This is a genomic window from Blautia coccoides (genome assembly GCF_034355335.1).
Classification (GTDB): Bacteria; Bacillota; Clostridia; order Lachnospirales; family Lachnospiraceae; genus Blautia; species Blautia producta.
Genome location: NZ_CP136422.1, coordinates 4,557,918 through 4,576,449 on the forward strand (window position 1 = coordinate 4,557,918; position 18,532 = coordinate 4,576,449).

18 protein-coding genes are annotated in these 18,532 nt (G+C 47.7%); 8 read left to right on the top strand and 10 right to left on the bottom strand.

Translation table 11 applies throughout. The features are described from left to right. Positions 1-119: 119 nt before the first annotated feature. From hemW to gpr, 4 genes are all read right to left on the bottom strand, one after another. Positions 120-1,286 (bottom strand): radical SAM family heme chaperone HemW, encoded by a 1,167-nt coding sequence (gene hemW / locus BLCOC_RS20475; protein ID WP_115623209.1) that lies wholly within the window; start codon positions 1,284-1,286, stop codon positions 120-122. A gap of 27 nt (positions 1,287-1,313) precedes the next feature. Continuing rightward, entirely contained in the window at positions 1,314-3,128 is a 1,815-nt protein-coding gene (gene lepA / locus BLCOC_RS20480) for a translation elongation factor 4 (RefSeq protein ID WP_029468212.1), read from the bottom strand. A 208-nt stretch (positions 3,129-3,336) separates the two neighbouring features. After that, positions 3,337-4,647 (bottom strand): stage II sporulation protein P, encoded by a 1,311-nt coding sequence (locus BLCOC_RS20485; protein WP_226985187.1) that lies wholly within the window; start codon positions 4,645-4,647, stop codon positions 3,337-3,339. Between the two features lie 79 nt (positions 4,648-4,726). Continuing rightward, positions 4,727-5,632: a GPR endopeptidase gene (gene gpr, locus BLCOC_RS20490; protein ID WP_018598506.1), complete on the bottom strand. Its 906-nt coding sequence runs from the start codon at positions 5,630-5,632 to the stop codon at positions 4,727-4,729. 342 nt (positions 5,633-5,974) lie between these two features. Between gpr and rpsT the strand changes: the two genes are divergently transcribed. After that, positions 5,975-6,235 carry a 30S ribosomal protein S20 gene (gene rpsT / locus BLCOC_RS20495; protein ID WP_018598507.1) on the top strand — a complete coding sequence of 87 codons (261 nt, stop codon included), beginning with the start codon at positions 5,975-5,977 and terminating at the stop codon, positions 6,233-6,235. A gap of 101 nt (positions 6,236-6,336) precedes the next feature. Here the strand turns inward: rpsT and holA are convergent, their stop codons facing one another. From holA to BLCOC_RS20525, 6 genes are all read right to left on the bottom strand, one after another. After that, positions 6,337-7,314 (bottom strand): DNA polymerase III subunit delta, encoded by a 978-nt coding sequence (holA, locus tag BLCOC_RS20500; protein ID WP_115623210.1) that lies wholly within the window; start codon positions 7,312-7,314, stop codon positions 6,337-6,339. Positions 7,315-7,388: 74 nt separating this feature from the next. Then, entirely contained in the window at positions 7,389-9,602 is a 2,214-nt protein-coding gene (locus BLCOC_RS20505) for a DNA internalization-related competence protein ComEC/Rec2 (RefSeq protein WP_165907177.1), read from the bottom strand. After that, positions 9,595-10,536: a GerMN domain-containing protein gene (locus tag BLCOC_RS20510; protein WP_174717622.1), complete on the bottom strand. Its 942-nt coding sequence runs from the start codon at positions 10,534-10,536 to the stop codon at positions 9,595-9,597. The genes BLCOC_RS20505 and BLCOC_RS20510 overlap by 8 nt, the downstream gene beginning before the upstream one ends. Positions 10,537-10,551: 15 nt before the next feature. After that, complete coding sequence (locus tag BLCOC_RS20515; protein ID WP_018598511.1) at positions 10,552-11,985, bottom strand: sensor histidine kinase; 1,434 nt, start codon at positions 11,983-11,985, stop codon at positions 10,552-10,554. Between the two features lie 21 nt (positions 11,986-12,006). Then, on the bottom strand, positions 12,007-12,696 hold the full coding sequence (locus tag BLCOC_RS20520) for a response regulator transcription factor (protein WP_115623213.1): 690 nt from the start codon (positions 12,694-12,696) through the stop codon (positions 12,007-12,009). A gap of 48 nt (positions 12,697-12,744) precedes the next feature. Continuing rightward, positions 12,745-13,446, bottom strand: a complete 702-nt coding sequence (locus tag BLCOC_RS20525) for a ComEA family DNA-binding protein (protein WP_115623214.1) — start codon at positions 13,444-13,446, stop codon at positions 12,745-12,747. Positions 13,447-13,641: 195 nt separating this feature from the next. Here BLCOC_RS20525 and BLCOC_RS20530 point away from each other — a divergent pair, with 195 nt between their 5' ends. From BLCOC_RS20530 to BLCOC_RS20560, 7 genes are read left to right on the top strand one after another with little or no spacing between them, the layout of a single operon-like run. Continuing rightward, positions 13,642-14,607 (top strand): transglutaminase-like domain-containing protein, encoded by a 966-nt coding sequence (locus BLCOC_RS20530; RefSeq protein ID WP_018598514.1) that lies wholly within the window; start codon positions 13,642-13,644, stop codon positions 14,605-14,607. An 11-nt stretch (positions 14,608-14,618) separates the two neighbouring features. Next, positions 14,619-15,656: a type II secretion system F family protein gene (locus tag BLCOC_RS20535; protein ID WP_115623215.1), complete on the top strand. Its 1,038-nt coding sequence runs from the start codon at positions 14,619-14,621 to the stop codon at positions 15,654-15,656. Between the two features lie 13 nt (positions 15,657-15,669). Further along, complete coding sequence (locus tag BLCOC_RS20540) at positions 15,670-16,011, top strand: hypothetical protein (RefSeq protein ID WP_018598516.1); 342 nt, start codon at positions 15,670-15,672, stop codon at positions 16,009-16,011. Beyond that, positions 16,008-16,490, top strand: coding sequence for a DUF4860 domain-containing protein (locus BLCOC_RS20545; protein WP_029468205.1), 483 nt, complete (start codon positions 16,008-16,010; stop codon positions 16,488-16,490). The genes BLCOC_RS20540 and BLCOC_RS20545 overlap by 4 nt, the downstream gene beginning before the upstream one ends. A 21-nt stretch (positions 16,491-16,511) precedes the next feature. After that, the gene (locus BLCOC_RS20550; protein ID WP_018598518.1) at positions 16,512-16,955 is read left to right on the top strand and encodes a hypothetical protein; all 444 of its coding nucleotides are present in this window, start codon (positions 16,512-16,514) and stop codon (positions 16,953-16,955) included. A gap of 14 nt (positions 16,956-16,969) precedes the next feature. Then, entirely contained in the window at positions 16,970-17,455 is a 486-nt protein-coding gene (locus BLCOC_RS20555) for a hypothetical protein (protein WP_131918300.1), read from the top strand. Positions 17,456-17,474: 19 nt separating this feature from the next. Next, a complete protein-coding gene (locus BLCOC_RS20560; RefSeq protein WP_115623216.1) occupies positions 17,475-18,530 on the top strand; it encodes a type IV pilus twitching motility protein PilT in 1,056 nt (351 codons plus the stop codon). Positions 18,531-18,532: the final 2 nt, after the last annotated feature.

The window sequence follows — 18,532 nt, forward strand, 5'->3', positions numbered from 1 at the left end:
CAAAACGGCTGGAAACCCCTGCCGTTTTAACATATATTACCTTCCTTTATTCTGACACATTCTATGTTAATTTTCCAGAGATAAACTGTAAAACTTTATTAAATTTCTATAACCTGTGTTCACAAATTTTCAGGTTCATCCGAACTGTCAAAAAGGAACTCAGAAAGGACCGCATTGCTGAGAAGCACGCCTTCTTTTGACAGATACAGCCTGTCCTTTTTCTCCAGAAGCATTCCGCTTGAAAATAGTTTTTTCAGTGCCTTTTCATATACCAGTTCAATATCCCTGCCAAAGACACGGCGGAATTCTTTTTTGGATATTCCCCTTGTCTTGCGAAGCCCTAGGAACATAAATTCTTCTATTTGCCGGGGTTCCTCCAAAAACTGCACATCTGTGCGCATAGTTTTCGGTTCCCCGCATTTTTCCAGATAAGTTTTCATATCACCCGTATTATTCATACGGATGTTTCTCACCATGGAAGCCGCGCCCAGGCCAAGTCCCAGATAGTCGTCCCTTTCCCAGTATTTCAAATTATGCCGGCATTCTCTGCCCTCTTTTGCGTAATTGGAAATCTCATACTGGTGGAATCCGTATTGTCCAAGCACTTCCTCTGTTGCCTGGTAAATAGCCCTGCTGGTCTCCTCGTCAGGTAGAAGCTCCGGATGTGCGGCATACTTCTCATAAAACGTAGTGCCTTCTTCCAGAATAAGCTGATAGACGGATATATGTTCCGGGGAAAGCTCCGCTATCGTTTTAAGCTCTTCTCTCCAAAACTCCTCTGTCTGTCCCGGCAGAGAGGAGATCAAATCCACATTGATGTTTTGAAACCCGGCCTCTCTCGCCAGACGAAAGCTTTCCAGAAACTCCTCATAGGTGTGGATCCTTCCGAGGAGTCTTAAATTGCTGTCCCTGACAGACTGCAGACCAATGCTCAGACGGTTGATGCCGCAGTTTTTGTACGCCTGCAGCTTCTCTTTCGTCACAGTGCCGGGATTCATCTCCATGGTGATCTCCGGCATCCTCTCTATTTCAAAGGTATCCTTTACTGCTTCAAAGATTCTCTCAGTCTGAGATGCCTCCAGACAGGAGGGCGTGCCTCCTCCCACAAAAACGGTGGATACCCTATAGCCCCCGGCAAAATCCCCGTAGCTTCGGATTTCTTTTTCCAAAGCCTGCACATATGCCTCCCTCTCTTCCCTGCCTGCCGGCGCGGATAGAAAGTCACAGTATCCGCATTTCTGTATGCAGAAAGGAATGTGAAGATACAGCCCCAAATCTTTTTTCATTTTTCTTCTCCTGTAATTCTAAAAATCCTATTTATCGTCCAGCTTCAGAACACTCATAAATGCCTTCTGAGGAATCTCTACATTTCCCACCTGGCGCATACGCTTCTTTCCTTCCTTCTGTTTTTCCAGAAGTTTTCTCTTTCGGGAAATATCGCCGCCGTAACATTTTGCCAGCACATCTTTTCTCATGGCCTTCACGGTCTCACGGGCAATGATCTTACTGCCCACAGCCGCCTGAATGGGGATTTCAAAAAGCTGCCGGGGAATCTCTTCCTTCAGCTTCTCGCACATCTTCCTGCCGCGCTCATAGGCAGAGCCGGCAAACACAATAAAGGACAGAGCATCTACCTCCTCTTTGTTCACCAGAATATCCAGCTTCACAAGGTCACTGCGCTCATAGCCCAGCATCTCGTAGTCAAAGGATGCGTATCCTCTGGAACGTGATTTCAGGGCATCAAAAAAATCATATATGATCTCATTCAGCGGCAGATGATATTTTAAAAGGGCACGTGTGGTTTCCATATATTCCATTCCCTGATACTGCCCGCGGCGCTCCTGACAGAGATCCATGATCGGACCAATAAAGTCTGTGGTCACCATGATCTCCGCCTTCACCATAGGCTCTTCCATATATTCAATCTCGGATGGATCCGGCAGATTGGAAGGATTGGTCAGATCCATCATCTCACCGTTGGTCTTGTGCACCTTGTACACAACGCCCGGAGCAGTTGTGACCAGATCCAGGTTGTACTCTCTCTCCAATCGCTCCTGAATGATCTCCAGATGAAGAAGTCCCAGAAAACCGCAGCGGAAGCCAAAGCCCAGCGCAACAGATGTCTCCGGCTCAAACTGCAGGGACGCGTCATTTAACTGAAGCTTGTCCAAAGCGTCCCTCAGATCCTGGTATTTTGAACCATCCGCAGGGTAAACACCACAGTACACCATGGGATTGACCTTCTTGTAGCCCGGAAGAGGTTCTACACACGGATCGTCATCGTCCGTTATGGTATCACCCACCCTGGTGTCTTTTACATTCTTGATACTCGCGGTGATATAGCCTACCATACCGGCAGACAGCTCGTCGCAGGGAATAAACTGTCCCGCTCCGAAATACCCTACTTCCACCACTTCCTCCACAGCACCGGTTGCCATCATGCGGATCTTGGTTCCCTTTCTCACGGTTCCCTCTTTGATCCGGCAGAACACAATGACACCTTTATAGGAATCATAGACAGAATCAAAGATAAGAGCCTGAAGAGATGCCCGGGCGTCTCCCTGTGGAGCCGGGATCTTCTCCACGATCTTTTCCAGAACCTCCTCGATATTCAATCCCATCTTGGCTGAGATCAGAGGCGCATCCTGGGCTTCTATGCCGATAACGTCCTCAATTTCATTTTTTACTCTTTCCGGTTCCGCACTGGGAAGGTCAATTTTATTAATGACCGGAAATACATCCAGGTCATGATCCAATGCCAGATAGACATTGGCCAGGGTCTGTGCCTCGATCCCCTGAGCGGCATCCACCACTAAAATGGCACCGTCACAGGCTGCCAGACTTCTGGACACCTCATAATTGAAGTCCACATGGCCTGGTGTGTCAATGAGATTGAAAATATATTCCTCCCCATCCTTTGCCTGATAGACAATGCGGACTGCCTGGGACTTAATAGTTATACCTCTCTCCCTCTCTAGATCCATATTGTCCAGAACCTGGGACTGCATTTCCCTCTCAGTCAAAAGTCCTGTTTTTTCAATGATCCGGTCTGCCAGGGTGGATTTCCCATGGTCTATATGTGCGATGATACAAAAATTACGGATTTTACTCTGGTCAACTCCTGCCACTGCTTGATTCCTCCTATTGTCTTCTCTATCTCTTCTCAAAATAATAGTAACTGTCCGGTAATTGCGCAGATCTGTCAAATCATCACAGATTCTGTTACTTTCTTACACTTTAAATGGGCTTCCTGCATTTTACAGCAAGCCCATGTTAGTATAGCACGAAGGTTCGGGAGGAATCAAGCATTTCTTGGCTGTTTGGACACCAGGACATTTATTCTTTCAATACTTTATTTAACACATCCGCCAAGGGTTCCATGGCATTCATCTCCTCCTCCACTGTGTTGGTCTGGGCACCGCATTCCACCAGAAGAGCTTTTGGCCGAAGATGCAGGTTATAACGGTATCCTCTCAGATAAATGGTGCGCAGCCAGTCAGGATAATACTGTTTTGCCTGAAGAGCAAGCTGCAGGGAGAACGCCAGGTTATCCTGTATATAAGGGTTCGGCAGGTATTCTATATCCCCGTTCTGGTTGGTGCGGCTTAAACCGTTAAAAAACATGATTTTGGCTGTCGGCTTTCCGTTCACATCCGTGACCAGGTGTTTGTCATCCGGCACTCCGTCTCTATGCAGATCAATGACCACCTCTACACTGGGATTCTCCTCCAGCACCTGACTGATTTTGTCCTGAGCATAATTGTAGGCTTTGTTTCTGTCCAGTTTTCCGTCCACAATATCAAAAGTATCCGTCACATGGAGCACATTGTAGCCGTATGTATCTCTTAAAAGCGTCACCAGATATTCCCCTACCCCCACAATGCTGGTGCTGGGGTTACCCGGATCAGAATCAATGAATTCCTCCTGGGAATGGCTGTGATATACCAGGATCTGCGGCTGGTCACTGCCTGTTGTCATCTTCAGGTCCTCCGACACAAGCGCCGGTGCATTGAGCTGGTCGCTGTTGATACTGGTCGTCTTGTCGATCGTATAAAAGTTGCTTATAACATAGTCAAAATCCTGAAACATATCAAGTGAAATGGGATTCACTATGGCATTAGCGGCAGAGGCTTCCTGCTGCCCTCCCTCTCCCGCGTCTGCCGTCTGTGTATTCTCCCCGCCTGTCCCGGCCTCCTGCTGGCTCCCGCTCTCAGTATTCCCTGCACTTTCCTGGTTCTCACTCTGGGCATCCACGCCCCCTGTATTTTCTTCACCGGAACCCACAGGGCCTGCCTCCTGGTTCTCCTCCAAAAGCTTTGCCTCAAGAAAATCGGAATTCTCCTCCATGATCTTCTTATCCGTCTCCTGGTCCTTCTCTGTCTCTTCCAGCTCTTTTGCCTGGATGGTACCCAGAAACGGAAGCTGCTCCTCCACCTTGCTGCGAAGCCACTCCACAGGTGTCTGAGTCTGCATCCCCTCCGTCTCCAGGATTCCCGGAAGGTATGCCTCTATGGCTTTCTCCTGGGCATCCCTGCACATGTTCACCAATGTTTTTTTATCTAACGACATTCCTTTTATGAGAATATATGCTCCAACAGCACATAAGAGCAGCCACAACACAATCCGCAGAAGCTTTCCATCATCCATCTTCTTCACCCTATCACCTCATATCTATATATGAGACAACTTACATAAATTATGCGTATGGGGTGAAAAAAGCAGAGACTCACGCCTGCTCAAATGCCATGTTCAATCCCTCGGAAATAGTATACGACAGTCGTTTTACGGTCTCATCCACATCCTTTGGAGTCACAAACATACTGTGCAGGGAAGGCGAGATCATTTCTTCCAGAAATTCTTTTTTCTCTGATTCTTCCAGGGTATCCAGCAGGTGTGCCATGGAATCCTGCACGATCGTGGCGGCATCCACCACTGTGGGCACACCAATGCCGATCACCTTCACTCCCAGGGTTTCCTCACTCAGCCCGTTTCTGTGGTTTCCCACACCGGAGCCGGGATTGATGCCTGTGTCTGTGATTTGTATCGTCCGGTTCAGACGTTTTGTACTGCGCGCAGCCAAGGCATCTACGGCAAACACCACATCCGGCTTTGTCTCATCCACCACTCCGCGGATGATCTCCAGGGTCTCCATGCCGGTCTGGGCCATAACACCGGGCACCAGGCCGCTGATACTGTTGGCGTATTCCTTTCCCATACTCTGCACCCCATACTCCTGTATCACATGCCGGGTGATGCGCAGATTTGACACCACGTCAGGTCCCAGGGCATCCGGGGTCACATCACGGTTTCCAAGGCCTACCACCAGCGCAGTCAGCTCTTTTTCCACGGGCACCAGCTTCCTGATATGCTTTGCCAGCTCTTTTGATATCTCTCTGTGATAATCCTCGTCCGGCACAGACATATTGGGCGCCTCCAGCGTAATATAAACACCCTGAGGACGTCCCATGGCCTTTGCTCCGTTTTCTGTCTCGATCTTCACAGTTGTGGTGCGGATGTCTTTTTCTTCATTGTAGTCCTCCTCGATGATCACACCTCGGATTTCTACATTATCCTCCTCAAACTTTTCTTTTGTCTCCAATGCCAGGTCTGTGCGTATTCTTCCTAAAGCCATATTCATCTTTCCTTTCCGGGGTATTTATCCGTTGCTGTCTGCAGTTTTGCTCAGACAGAACTGTGAACAGTAACATTTATGGCTATTTTTTGCATTTTGGGGGATTTTATGTATTGACATTTACTTTTAAATCAACTAGAATAAAAAAGCATGTGGTACCGGCGTGTCCGTGTCTAACCGGTACAAAACCATAACAAACGGTAGGAAGCAGTGTTCGCAGGCTTTCTATTGTAACTAATATGTAACTATTCAGAAGCCGGGTAAAACTTTTTCATATTTGTGAGGGCACTGAACAGTTAGACAAATAAAAAATTATTGAAAACAATTTTGGAGGTGTACGGTTTGGCAAATATTAAATCCGCAAAAAAAAGAATTTTAGTAAACAAAACAAAGGCTGACAGAAATAAATCTATCAAATCAGCAGTAAAAACTTCTATCAAAAAGGTAGAAGCAGCAGTTACAGCAAAAGATAAAGAGGCAGCAGCAGCAGCACTGCAGAATGCTATCTCCACCATCGACAAAGCTGCATCCAAAGGTGTTTACCACAAAAACAACGCAGCAAGAAAAGTTTCCAGATTATCCAAAGCTGTAAACGCACTTTAATCATATAGACAGAATTGATAAGATCCCGGCTGCCCGTCATCAGCCGGGATTTTTTTATTACATAAGGAATCCCTCCGGACAGTCTGCCGGAGGGTTTTAAATTAACTGCTGAATTTCACCAGCAGAAGTTCCACGCTCATCACGTCGTTCATATATCCTGTCTTTACCTTTGCCTCTGTCTGCACACATTCCTCAACCGCTGAGCGCAGTTCCTCTGTACTGTACCTGTGGGCATATCCGGCATAATTTCTGACCACAAAAGGCTGAAGGCCTGTTCTCTTGGCAATGGCAGACTGGTCATATCCTTCCCCGGAAAGCTCCTTTACTTGCATGATCAGATTAAACTGGCGGGCAAGCAGGAAAAGGATCCTCATGGGCGGCTCCTTTAAAGAGAGCAGATCATAATACAGATCTAATGCCCGCTTCTGCTTTTTCTCTGTCACTGCTTTTATCATGTCAAAAATATGGTTGGTGATCTGAGTTGTACATACGGCCTCAATATCTTCAGAAGTGATCACATCTCTGCCCATGGTATAACAGAGAAGCTTTTCCAGTTCCTTTTCTATGTTGCCCATATCCGTCCCTGTCTTGGTCAGAAACAGTTCCATGTCCCCCTGGGTGATCTTCTTTCCTTCCCGCTTCATCATGCTCAGCACCCAGCGGATCAGGGTCTGGGAGTCCTGTTTTGCAAATTCCACAACTCTTCCGTATTTCTTCACAGCCTTGAACATCCGGCTGCGCTTGTCCACTTCATTTTCCACAAAGACCATACAGAGATAGTCCGGAAGTTCCGCCATATACTCCGGCAAATCAGTACACTGGTTTTTGAAAAATCCTGTATCTTCCAGCATGATGACTCTCTTCTCTGCGAAAAAGGGCATGGTCTCTGCCAGATCGATCACACTTTTCGGCTCGGTCTTCTTTCCCTCGAACATAGAGAAGTTCATGCTGTCATCTTCCGGCAGAAGCGCTGCCTTTATTCTATGTTTATACTGCTGTTTCAGATAGGCCTCCTCCCCGAAGAGAAGATAGACCTTCTTGAAATCCCGGTTTTTTATGTCTTCCTGTAAACTTTTCATTTCAGCTGCTCCTTTTTCTTGTTCTTCACAGCCGCCGGTCTAAGCAAAGACCGATGGGATCTGAACAGTTACACTTAGTTTACCATGTATTTTTTCTGCTGAAAAGACACTTCTGTTCTTTTTCCGTCCGTCACAAGGAACACCGCTCCTGAATCCTTTGTCTGAAACACCTCCACCTTTTCCTTTGCCATTCTTTCCAACAGCTCTTTGTGGGGATGGCCGTAGCGGTTGCCTTCCCCGCAGGAAATGATTCCCACCTCAGAATTAACCGCCTCCAGAAAACGGATGGATGTGGAATTTTTTGAGCCGTGATGTGCCACCTTTAAAACCTGTGTTCCCATCTGCTCTCGCTCCAGTATCTCGGTGACAGCCGTTTCTCCTCTCCCTTCCAGATCACCGGTAAATATCACGCTGAAATCCCGGCAGGTGAGTCTTAAAACCTGAGAGGCTTCGTTACTGTCCCCTTCCGTCTCCTCATAGGGATAAAGGCAGTGCAGTTCCGCCTCTCCACTCCTGATCCTATCCCCGCCGTACAGATATAATATTTCACAGCCGGCTTTTTCTCCCGCCTTTTTCAGTTCTTCCTGTTTTTCCTGTTTATCTCCGCACTCTGACAGAAAAATCCTTTTTATCCCAAGAGATGTCTCCCTGCTGCCGACAGCCTCCAACAGTTCCGCAATACCATTGACATGGTCATCATCCATATGAGAGAGGAAAATGCCATCTACCTTTCGTATGCCCATACATTTTAAAAACGGCAGTATCCTGTAAGTTCCTACCCCGGACACACTGCTGCTGCCTCCGTCAATAATATACGTCTCTCTATTCCACATGATGACAGAACAATCTCCCTGCCCCACATCTAAAAAAGTGATCCTGAGTTTTTTATCAGGAATCCTTACAAACAGCAGCAAAATCCCCAGAACCAGGGGAAAATACCGACGCAGAATATGCCCATTCCTCCCTTCCTGCCTCCGGTATCCGACCCACACTGCCAATAAAATATAATACGCCGCAATTTTCCATATATCCGGCCTTCCGGTGATCACAGATGCAAAGGGAATCTGCTTCAACACCTGTCCGATGCTAAGATACAGCTCCAGCAGGAATGCCCCGGGCAGCATAAAAAGCTTTCCCAAAAACGGCAGAGCCAGACCGAAAGCACATCCAAATACTCCCGACGCGAGTACGATCCCCACAGTGGGAAGTACCAACAGGTTTATCAAAATCCCGAAAACAGGTAGTTCATAAAAGAAATACATCTGTATGGGTATTGTGGCAAGCTGCAGGGCAAATCCTGTTTTAAGTCCCAGGAGCAGCTTTCTTTTTTCCTTCTTTTCCGCAAAAGCCGGATATACCACGGCCAGGCCCAAGACAGCCCCAAACGACAGCAAAAAACCGCTGTCATACAGATATCCCGGACTTTCCAGAAGCAGAAGTACCGCCGATAGGGACAGAGCAGAAAGCAGATCGTATGTTCTTCCCACCGCTATTGCCCCCACTGCCAGGGAGAACATGATCACAGCGCGCATGGCGGAGGCACTGCTGCCTGTAAATATCCCGTACTGTATCATTAGAAAAACAGAGATTCCCCCGGCCCAGGCAACGGGCAAACGCAGTTTGCGCAGCAGACGGTACAGTCCCCAGCCCAGGAAAGAAAGATGAGTTCCACTGATAGCGGCAATATGGAGGACACCATCCAGTTTCAAAAGCATCTGGTTCTTTTGGCCGATCTCCTGCTTTTCTCCCAACAGCATGGCGCAGAAAATCCCCCCGGTACGCCCGGGAGCCAGACGCAGTATTTTTTCTTTCAGAAAGCTCTTTGCTTTACAGCGCATGGCGTCATAAGACCGGGGAGCTGCCTGGATCACTTCAAGGCTTCTGCCCTCCAGATACCATTTGATCTTCCTGGCGTAATAATAACTGCGCTCATTGAACTGACCCGGATCAGACGGCAGTGGTATCTGCTGCAGACTGCCTGTAAGACGCACTTTCATGCCCGGACTGACTGCGGCCTCTGCCAGATCATTTTTAATATTTACTTTTACCTGCTCTATGGAATATTTTTTAGGATAACTAAGAATTTTTACTTGTCTGATATATAGATTTGTATAAAAAGAATTACTTTTTGTCTCATAAACCCTGCCTTCAAGAACGGCTCCGTCAGGGCTGCAGCCCTCCGGCAGAACCGGGGGAGCATTTCCCAAAAAGGAAACTCCCGCCAGGTTCAGACACCAGATAACCGCCATAAACAACAGGGCAAAGGCACATAAGGGCCGTTTACTCATCTGACGCATCCTCCACTAAGCTGTAATCCGCCTTATAAAGCTTATCCAGACTCATGCTCTCCCGGAAGGTCACTTTCGTCTCACCCTCCACAGATATCTGCACGCCATGGATCTTACATGCATCCATCAGGGAATTGACAATGGAATAAACAGGCAGTTCCTGCTGCACATTCATACTCTGGTTCATAAATGTCTTGTCCAGATTCACATAGCATACACCTTCCACAATGGACACGCCTAAGATCTTGGTGTCCTTTGCTATGGTCGGCTTGGCATCAGAATCACCGGGCGGACCTTTTATCAGCAGCTCCACGATCTTTTTCTCAAGAGGTACATTGATACTGTAGTATCCCCCGCCGTTGGTCACCTTTACCAGTTTATCCCCTGCCTCGTTGGCAAAATACAGGTTCACATCCGCATAGACATAGGAATTGGGGTTCTCACCCTCATTTTCCACAAAAGTCTCTTTGTCCATCGTACCGTATGGATTGCCGTTTGAATCCGTAAGCGGCTCTCCGCCCATCAGGAAGGTAACATTGATAACTCCCGGGATCTGGGTAAAAGATTTTACGATCCCTGCCCGGACAAGGATCTCTCTTGTATTTTTCATTTTAGCGTAGGCGTCGTTAAAGTTCAGCACAACACCACGTCCGTCAAACTCATATTCCAGGATCTTCACATCATCGGGAAGCAGTTTCACATAATCGTCACTGTCCACAGGCTCTGTCAGTTTTTTTGCCATCTCGCTTACCATACTGGCAGTTACACGTTCTTCGGGTACGTAATCATCTTCCACCAGAGCTTCCTCTGTGGGAGAGAGATAATACATTCTGTATTCTGCTTTCTCTGTATTGTCCTGTTCCTCCTGCTTCCCACAGCCTGCAAGAGCGCACACTACCAGCAGGAGAATTCCCATAAGTCCTATTTTCTTCAACACTGCCACCTCCTTTTAAGCGATATAAGTCAAAGGAATTCTCACAGAGAAGGTGGTTCCTTTATGTTCTTCACTTTTTACTTTTATGGCGCCCCTGTGCATGACAATGGCATTCCTGGTGATGGCAAGACCCAGACCGGTACCGCCGATCTCTCTGGAATGGGATTTGTCCACCCGATAAAATCTCTCGAAGATCCTGTCAATACTCTCCTCCGGAATTCCGATCCCTGAGTCAGCAACAGAGACATAAAAATATTTGTGGTCCGCATTCAGAGTCACACGCACCCATCCGTCCTCTGTGTTGTATTTGATTCCGTTTTCCACCAAGTTGGACAGTGCCAGGCTCAGTTTTACCTCGTCCACCTCCGCCACTACGGGCCGGTAGCTCTCCAGGATAAGTTCCACCTGCTTTGCCTCTGCGATGGGCTTTAACCGCTTCAGGATATTCTCCAAAAGATGATTGATGTTGACCTCTGTAATATTCAGATCCGATGCCTTTTTATCCATCTTCACCAGGGAGAGGAGATCCGTAATGATCTTGTTCTCCCGGTCTATCTCCACAGCGATATCCTGCATAAACTCCTGATACAATTCAACAGGCACGTTCTCCTGGCCCACCAGGGAATCTGCCAGAACCTTCATGGATGTCATGGGCGTCTTCAGCTCATGGGACACGTTGGATACAAACTCCTGCCTGGATTCATCCAGGACTTTCATACGGCTCAGCATTTTATTAAAGGCATTGGTGATAAGCTCCGTCTCTGTGTAATCGGGAACTGATATCTCCTCATCCAGATACCCGTCAGTCAGATCCTCAATGGACTTGGTGACCCTGGAAAACGGTTTCACTAAAATACCGGCCAGAAAATAGCCGAATACCACCACAAGCAGACAGATCGCTATGAGAAGAAGATTTCCTCTCTGTTCCAACATATCAATACTGTCCGCGATCTCACTGGTGGAAATACTGATGAGCATAACACCCTTGACCTTTTTCTTTCCCGGAACGGTCAGAGGGCTTGTCAGCTCTATATAAGAGTTCTTCTTATCGTAGTGGGGCGTGTTCTTCTCCCCTTCAAAACAGCGGATAACCTCCTCGGAGAGCACATATCTTCCCACATCAATATCAAACGTATCCTTGATGACCCTGAAATCCTCATTGATGATCAGGATCCTTCCATTATAAATTGCAGAAAGCATGGAAAGCTCGTTATTGATGACCTCAGATTCCGGATGGTTCAGATAATCCTCTTTCATAAGCTGGTTGCCAAGAATGTCACACTGGTTTTTCACATTGACAGTCCTGATATCCACAGCCCGGTTCTCATAACTGTTCACAATGACATTTTCCACGATAATGCTGGGAACAATGCCGATGACAATGAGGATCAGCAGGATCCGAAAACGCAGACTCTTAAAAAATGTATGTTTTATTTTTTTTCCAAACAACTTCACAGACTCCCTTTTTCCTTATACCTGAAAATAATATCCCACACCCCATTTGGTATGTACATACTTTGGTTCACTTGGAGTCTCTTCTATTTTCTCTCTCAGACGACGGATGTGCACATCAACGGTACGCACATCTCCCGGATACTCATATCCCCATACCAAATTCAGCAGATTCTCCCTGCTGTAGACCTTGTTCGGGTTCTTCACCAGAAGTTCCAGCACGTCAAACTCTTTTGCAGTCAGATTCACTTCTCTGTCACTTATAAATACCCGGCGGCTCTCGCAGTCCAGACGCAGATCTCCCACTGTGATGGAACCGGAGCGCTCTGCCTGTTTCTCATCTTTCTTGGTCCGGCGCATGATGGCCTTGATGCGGGCCTTCACCTCCAGTATATTGAAAGGCTTGGTGATATAGTCATCTGCACCGTATTCCAGCCCCAGGATCTTATCCATGTCTTCACCCTTGGCAGTCAGCATAATGATGGGAACCTGGGAAAATTCACGGATCTGCTGGCACACTTCAAGACCTGTCATCTTGGGAAGCATAATATCCAGCAGGATCATGTCATAGCTGTTCTCCCTGGCCTTCTCCAGCGCTTCCTCCCCGTCATATGCACAGTCCACTTCCATATTATCCTGCTCCAGACTGAAACGGATTCCCTTTACGATCAACTTCTCATCATCAACAACCAAAACTCTTTTACTCATTTAATTATCTCCTCATCCTTAAGTTTACCCGTTATACAGGACTATATCTCAATCAGAAATATAGTTTTTTATTTTCTCGTATGTCTTACCTTTGATGCCGGGCACCTGCTGAATCTCTTCCACAGATGAAAACTCCCCGTGTTCCTCCCGATAGGCGAGGATCGCTTTTGCTTTTACCTCTCCGATACCGGGAACTGTCTGCAGTTCCTCCTGGCCTGCTGTATTGATATTTACCAGGCCCTGGCTCTCTGCGGATTGAGCCGCTTCCGGCACCGCGCCGCTTTCTCCTATGGAAGCTGCAGCTCCTGCATCGCTTCCCGGTCCCTGCCCGGATTCCCGAAACGCCTCTGTCTCTTCCCTGGTGTAAATCTGGATCCGGCTTCCGTCAGCCATAACAGCCGCCTGGTTCCACCAGTTCTCATCTGCATCCTGGGAAAAGCCTCCCGCAGCCGCAATCCCTTCATAAAGCCGCGCGCCTTCCTTCAAATAATATACACCCGGCCGGTTTACAGCACCGCACAGAAATACACAGATTTGCTGCGCATCCGCCTTCTCCACAGAAATGTCCGGTTCCTTTTCAGAATCTTCCTTTTTGGAATCCTCTTTTTCTTCAAACCTGGCGGTATCCTCTGTATGTTCCTGCTTTTCTGTCTTTTCCCCGGACAGCAGGAAGGTTTCCTCCTGTTTTTGGCAGGACACCACAGTCAGAGCGGACAGCAGAAGCAGTCCAAAACACAATTTTTTATTCATTACAGCATATCTCCTCTCAGCAATAGGCTAAAAGGTTCCCGGTATGCATAACTATTTCTATTTTATCGAATTTGTTGACATATTACAATATCAAATTCCATAAGTTTTCCCCTTATTGCTTTATGAAGAAAATAATGATATGATAAAAACAATAATTCAGAACGTAAGAAGCAGCAGACACGAGGAGGGTCCAGTATGACTCACAACCGTATGTTCCATCTGCTATGCGGCATTTTAGCTGTTCTGTGTCCCGCACTGATTCTGGCCTCCTGTTCTTCCGCCAGCGCATCGTCCGGCTCCACAAAAAAATCCAGCACTTCCCAAGCAGAAAAAAAAGAAACGGTACGCCCCAACACGCCAAAGGTCCATATGCCCGAGGCCTCAGGAACCGCCGTACTGGGGGCAGAGCCCCTGGTCATCGACGTCTCCCACACAGACCAGGGCTATATTATGGCACAGTATACAGGAGATGCGGCCAAGGCCAATATTCAGATTGACGGCCCTGACGGCATTAATTACAAATATTTCATCACCTCCGGTCCCTATGTGACCATGCCCCTCACTTCCGGGGACGGCTCATACACCATAAGCACATATGAAAATATAACAGGTGACAAATATGCCGCTCTCTACAGTGAAACCATTGACGTTAAGCTGGAGAGCGACTTTATTCCCTATCTGTATCCAAATCAATACGTAGATTTCACCCCTGAGAGTAAAGCTGTAAAAACAGCCCAGGAACAGGTAAAGACAGCCACCTCGGATCTGGACGCTGTGGCTGATATCTATTACTATGTCACAGAGACCATCTCCTATGATGAGGAGAAAGCCAAAACAGTTCCCACCGGTTATCTGCCGGATCTGGATGAGACCCTTTCCTCCTGTGAAGGCATCTGCTTTGACTATGCCTCCCTGATGACCGCCATGCTTCGCTCCCAGGATATCCCCACAAAACTGGAAATTGGATATTCCGGAAAAGTATACCACGCATGGATCAGCGTGTATATCAAAGATGTGGGATGGATCGACAATATCATTGAATTTGACGGCAAGAGCTGGAAGCGTATGGATCCCACCTTTGCCTCCAGCAATAAGAACAGCAAAAAGATATTAAAATATATTGGTGACGGAAACAATTATACCGTACGGTATACCCGTTAGAAAGGAGCCGCATGAAAGCTTTATCCAACAATGAACTCTCAACCTTCTGCCGCCAGATGGCACTCATTCTCCGCTCCGGTATCTCCTCCACGGAGGGGCTTTCCATTATGCTGGAGGATGCTCCCCAGGAGGAAGGGCAGCAGATACTCAGAACAGTCCTGGAGCACATAGAACAGACCGGCTGTCTTTGGTCCTCCCTGGAAAAGGCACAGGTTTTTCCAAAATACCTGTGCAATATGGTGGAGATCGGAGAACAGGCCGGACGGCTGGATGATGTCATGGCATCCCTGGCAGAGCATTATGAGAGGGAGGATGCTATTTCTAAAAATATCAAAAGCGCTGTCACCTATCCTCTTGTCATGATTGTCATGATGCTGGCAGTTGTGCTGGTGCTGATCACAAAGGTCATGCCCATTTTTGAACAGGTATTTGAACAGCTTGGAACCGGTCTCACTGGTATCTCCAAAAGCATCATGGGGTTTGGACAGGTCCTGAACCGGTACGCTCTGGTGTTTATTGTGATCGCTGCTGTAGTTATCGCCCTGTTTTTCTACTTTTCCTGTACCAACAGGGGAAGGGAATCCCTCAGGAACTTTTCCGGACGCTTTTTCCTGACAAAAGGCCTCTCAGAAAAGCTGGCGGCCGCGCGTTTTGCCAGCGGTATGTCCCTGGCCCTGAGCAGCGGCCTGGATACAGACCAGAGTCTTGAAATGGTTTCCCGCCTGACGGACCATCCTGCCATGCAGGAAAAGATCCAAACCGCCAGAAACCTGATCTCTGAGGGCGCAGGATTTTCAGACGCACTTTCAAAAGCCGGGATTTTCTCCGGGCTGTATGCGCGAATGGTCCATATCGGATTTCACACAGGTGCCATGGACGATGTGATGCGGCAGATCGCTGCCCAGTATGATGAGGAGGTCAACGAGCAGATAACCGGACTCGTATCCAAGCTGGAGCCAACACTGGTCGCTGTCCTGTCTGTAGTCGTGGGCATGATCCTTTTGTCCGTCATGCTTCCTCTTATGGGAATCATGTCCAGCATCGGATAAAGGGGGCTGTCATATGAACCGATTTCAAACGGAAAAGAATCATTCTTTTCACAGACTGCTTCTGCCCGCCCTTGTATTCCTATGCCTGATGTGCTTTCTCTTCTATGGCATGTCCTCCGTCTCCTCCACCACACAGAAGGAAGAGGAGCGAAGCCTAAAACAGGCTGTGATCAGGAGTGCTGTGCACTGCTACGCCGTTGAGGGAAGTTATCCGGAAAGCCTCACATACCTGGAAGACCATTACGGCATCACCTATGACCACGATAAATACCTGGTTACATATGAAGTGATTGGTTCCAATCTGATGCCTGACATTGATGTCATACCGCTGAATGACGGGGAGGTGGTGCCATGAATCCCAGACAGCGTCAGAATCATTTTATAGATGTGCTTTTTACCCTAGGACTTCTCTGTGTATTTGCCGCTTCAGCCTTGGCCGTGGTGCTCATAGGTGCCCATGTATACCAATCCACAGCGGCCGATATGGACGCCAATTATACCACCCGTACCTCCCTCTCCTATGTGGCGGAAAAAGTGCGCCAGCACAATGAGTCGGGCAGTATTTCCCTTGGAAAGATCCAGGACAGGGATGCGCTGATCCTGTTGGAAACTATAGAGGATAAGGAATATGCCACTTATATTTATGAAGATGAGGGATATTTAAAAGAACTTTTCATCCAAAAAGATAAGGAGCCGAAAAAATCCCAGGGTGAATCCATATTGGAAGTGACAGATTTTACGATCCAGGAAGTATCCCGGGGCTTCTTCCGATTCACAGCCACGGACAGACAAAAACATTCCCTGTCCCTGCTGATCCATGTACAAAGTGAATGATCTGTCAGAAAGGAGATCCCAGTGAGAGAACGGCAAAATACACGGTCCAGTCTGTTTTTGATCGAACTGATACTTGCAATCTTATTCTTTTCCCTGGCCAGTGCTGTATGTATCCAGGTTTTTGTAAAGGCGCATTTCATGAGCCAGTCCGCAAGAGAACTGACTCTAGGCTCCAACTATGCCTCCAGCGCCGCCGAGGTACTGGCCCATACAGACGGCTCCTATGAAGCAGTGAAAGCACTTCTCCCCGAGGCAGTGGAAAAGGATGGTATCATCCGCCTTTGCTATGATAAAAACGGGGAAGTCTGCAGCGAAAAGGATGCCGCCTACTATCTATGTATAGAGCAGACCGCCTCCCAATACAACAGAACAGCCCAAATAGAATTTACCGGTCTTGACGGTGATGTTCTCTATAGTCTCACCACAAAAATCCCCATAGCCCGCAAAGCAGGGGCATCTCAATGAAAGGAGCCTGCGTAATGGAAAAAAGCAGAAAACCAATCCTTGGTGTGGGCACATCCTCTATCCTGCTGATCTTTGTCCTGCTGTGCATGATCACCTTTGCTGTACTCTCTCTTGTCAGCGCCCGCTCAGATTACCGCCTGAGTCAAAAAAACGCAGAGCACATTCAGGATTATTATCAGGCGGAAAATAAAGCAAACGAGATCCTCCTCACCATTGACCAGTGTCTGGAGGAGCAGTATATACTCTATGGGAACACAGAGGAATACCTGCAGCATGTAAAATCTGCCCTGGAAGATACAGAGGCCGTCACATTTACTTCAGAACAGGAACTGGAATTTCATGTTCCCGCAGGGACAAAACAAGAATTGTATGCAGCTCTTCTTCTCCCCAAAGAACCAAAGGAGGGGGACAGCTATTATCAGATAAAGAGTTGGAAAATCATAAATACAGAGACATGGCAGCAGGAAGAAACCCTGCCTGTGTACGGAAGCGACACATAACTCAGGAAAGGAAACAGCAATGGATGCACTTAAATTTTTAACAGAAACTACCAACATTGGTGCGTCAGACCTATTTATCGTTGCAGGTCTGCCCCTCTCGTACAAAAAAAACGGCTCCCTTGTCACTATGGGAGAAGATAAGATCATGCCCGCACAGTCAGAATCCATGATACGTGAAATCTACCAGTTGGCGGGCAGCAGGGACATCTCCCATTTTCTGGCGACAGGAGATGACGACTTTTCCTTTGCCGTAAGGGGACTTTCCCGTTACCGGGTGAGCACCTATAAACAGCGTGGTTCCATGGCTGCAGTTATCCGCGTCATCACCTTCCAGCTTCCCAATCCTGCAGATTTGGGGATTTCGGATTCTATTATTGACCTTGGGAATTTTAACAAAGGGCTTGTACTTGTGACAGGTCCCGCGGGAAGCGGGAAATCCACCACGCTGGCATGTATCATTGATGCCATAAACAAGACACAGGAAAAGCATATTATCACACTGGAAGATCCTCTGGAATTTCTGCACAGCCATAAGAAAAGTATTGTGAGCCAGCGTGAGATCAACACAGATACGGAAAGTTATATTATGGCTCTGAGAGCATCTCTGAGGCAGAGTCCTGATGTGATCCTTTTAGGGGAAATGAGGGACTATGAAACTATGGCAGTGGCTATGACAGCCGCCGAGACAGGCCACCTGGTACTGTCAACCCTGCATACCTTGGGAGCAGCCAACACCATAGACCGTATCATTGATGTCTTCCCCCCGAATCAGCAGCGGCAGATTGCAGTACAGCTCTCCTCCGTGCTGCGGGCCGTGGTGTCACAGCAACTGGTGCCTGATGTGAATGAGTCGCTGATCCCTGCATTTGAGATCATGAAGACAACACCGGCGATCAAAAATATGATCCGTGAGAATAAGGTACATCAGATCGACGGGCTTATATATTCTTCAGCCGGGGGAGATATGGTTTCCATGGATGCGAGTCTGCAGCGGTTGGTAAAGGAGGGACGGATTACCAGGCATGAGGCGTTGGGGCATGCTTCTAATCCGGAGATGTTGGGGAAGAGGATATGATG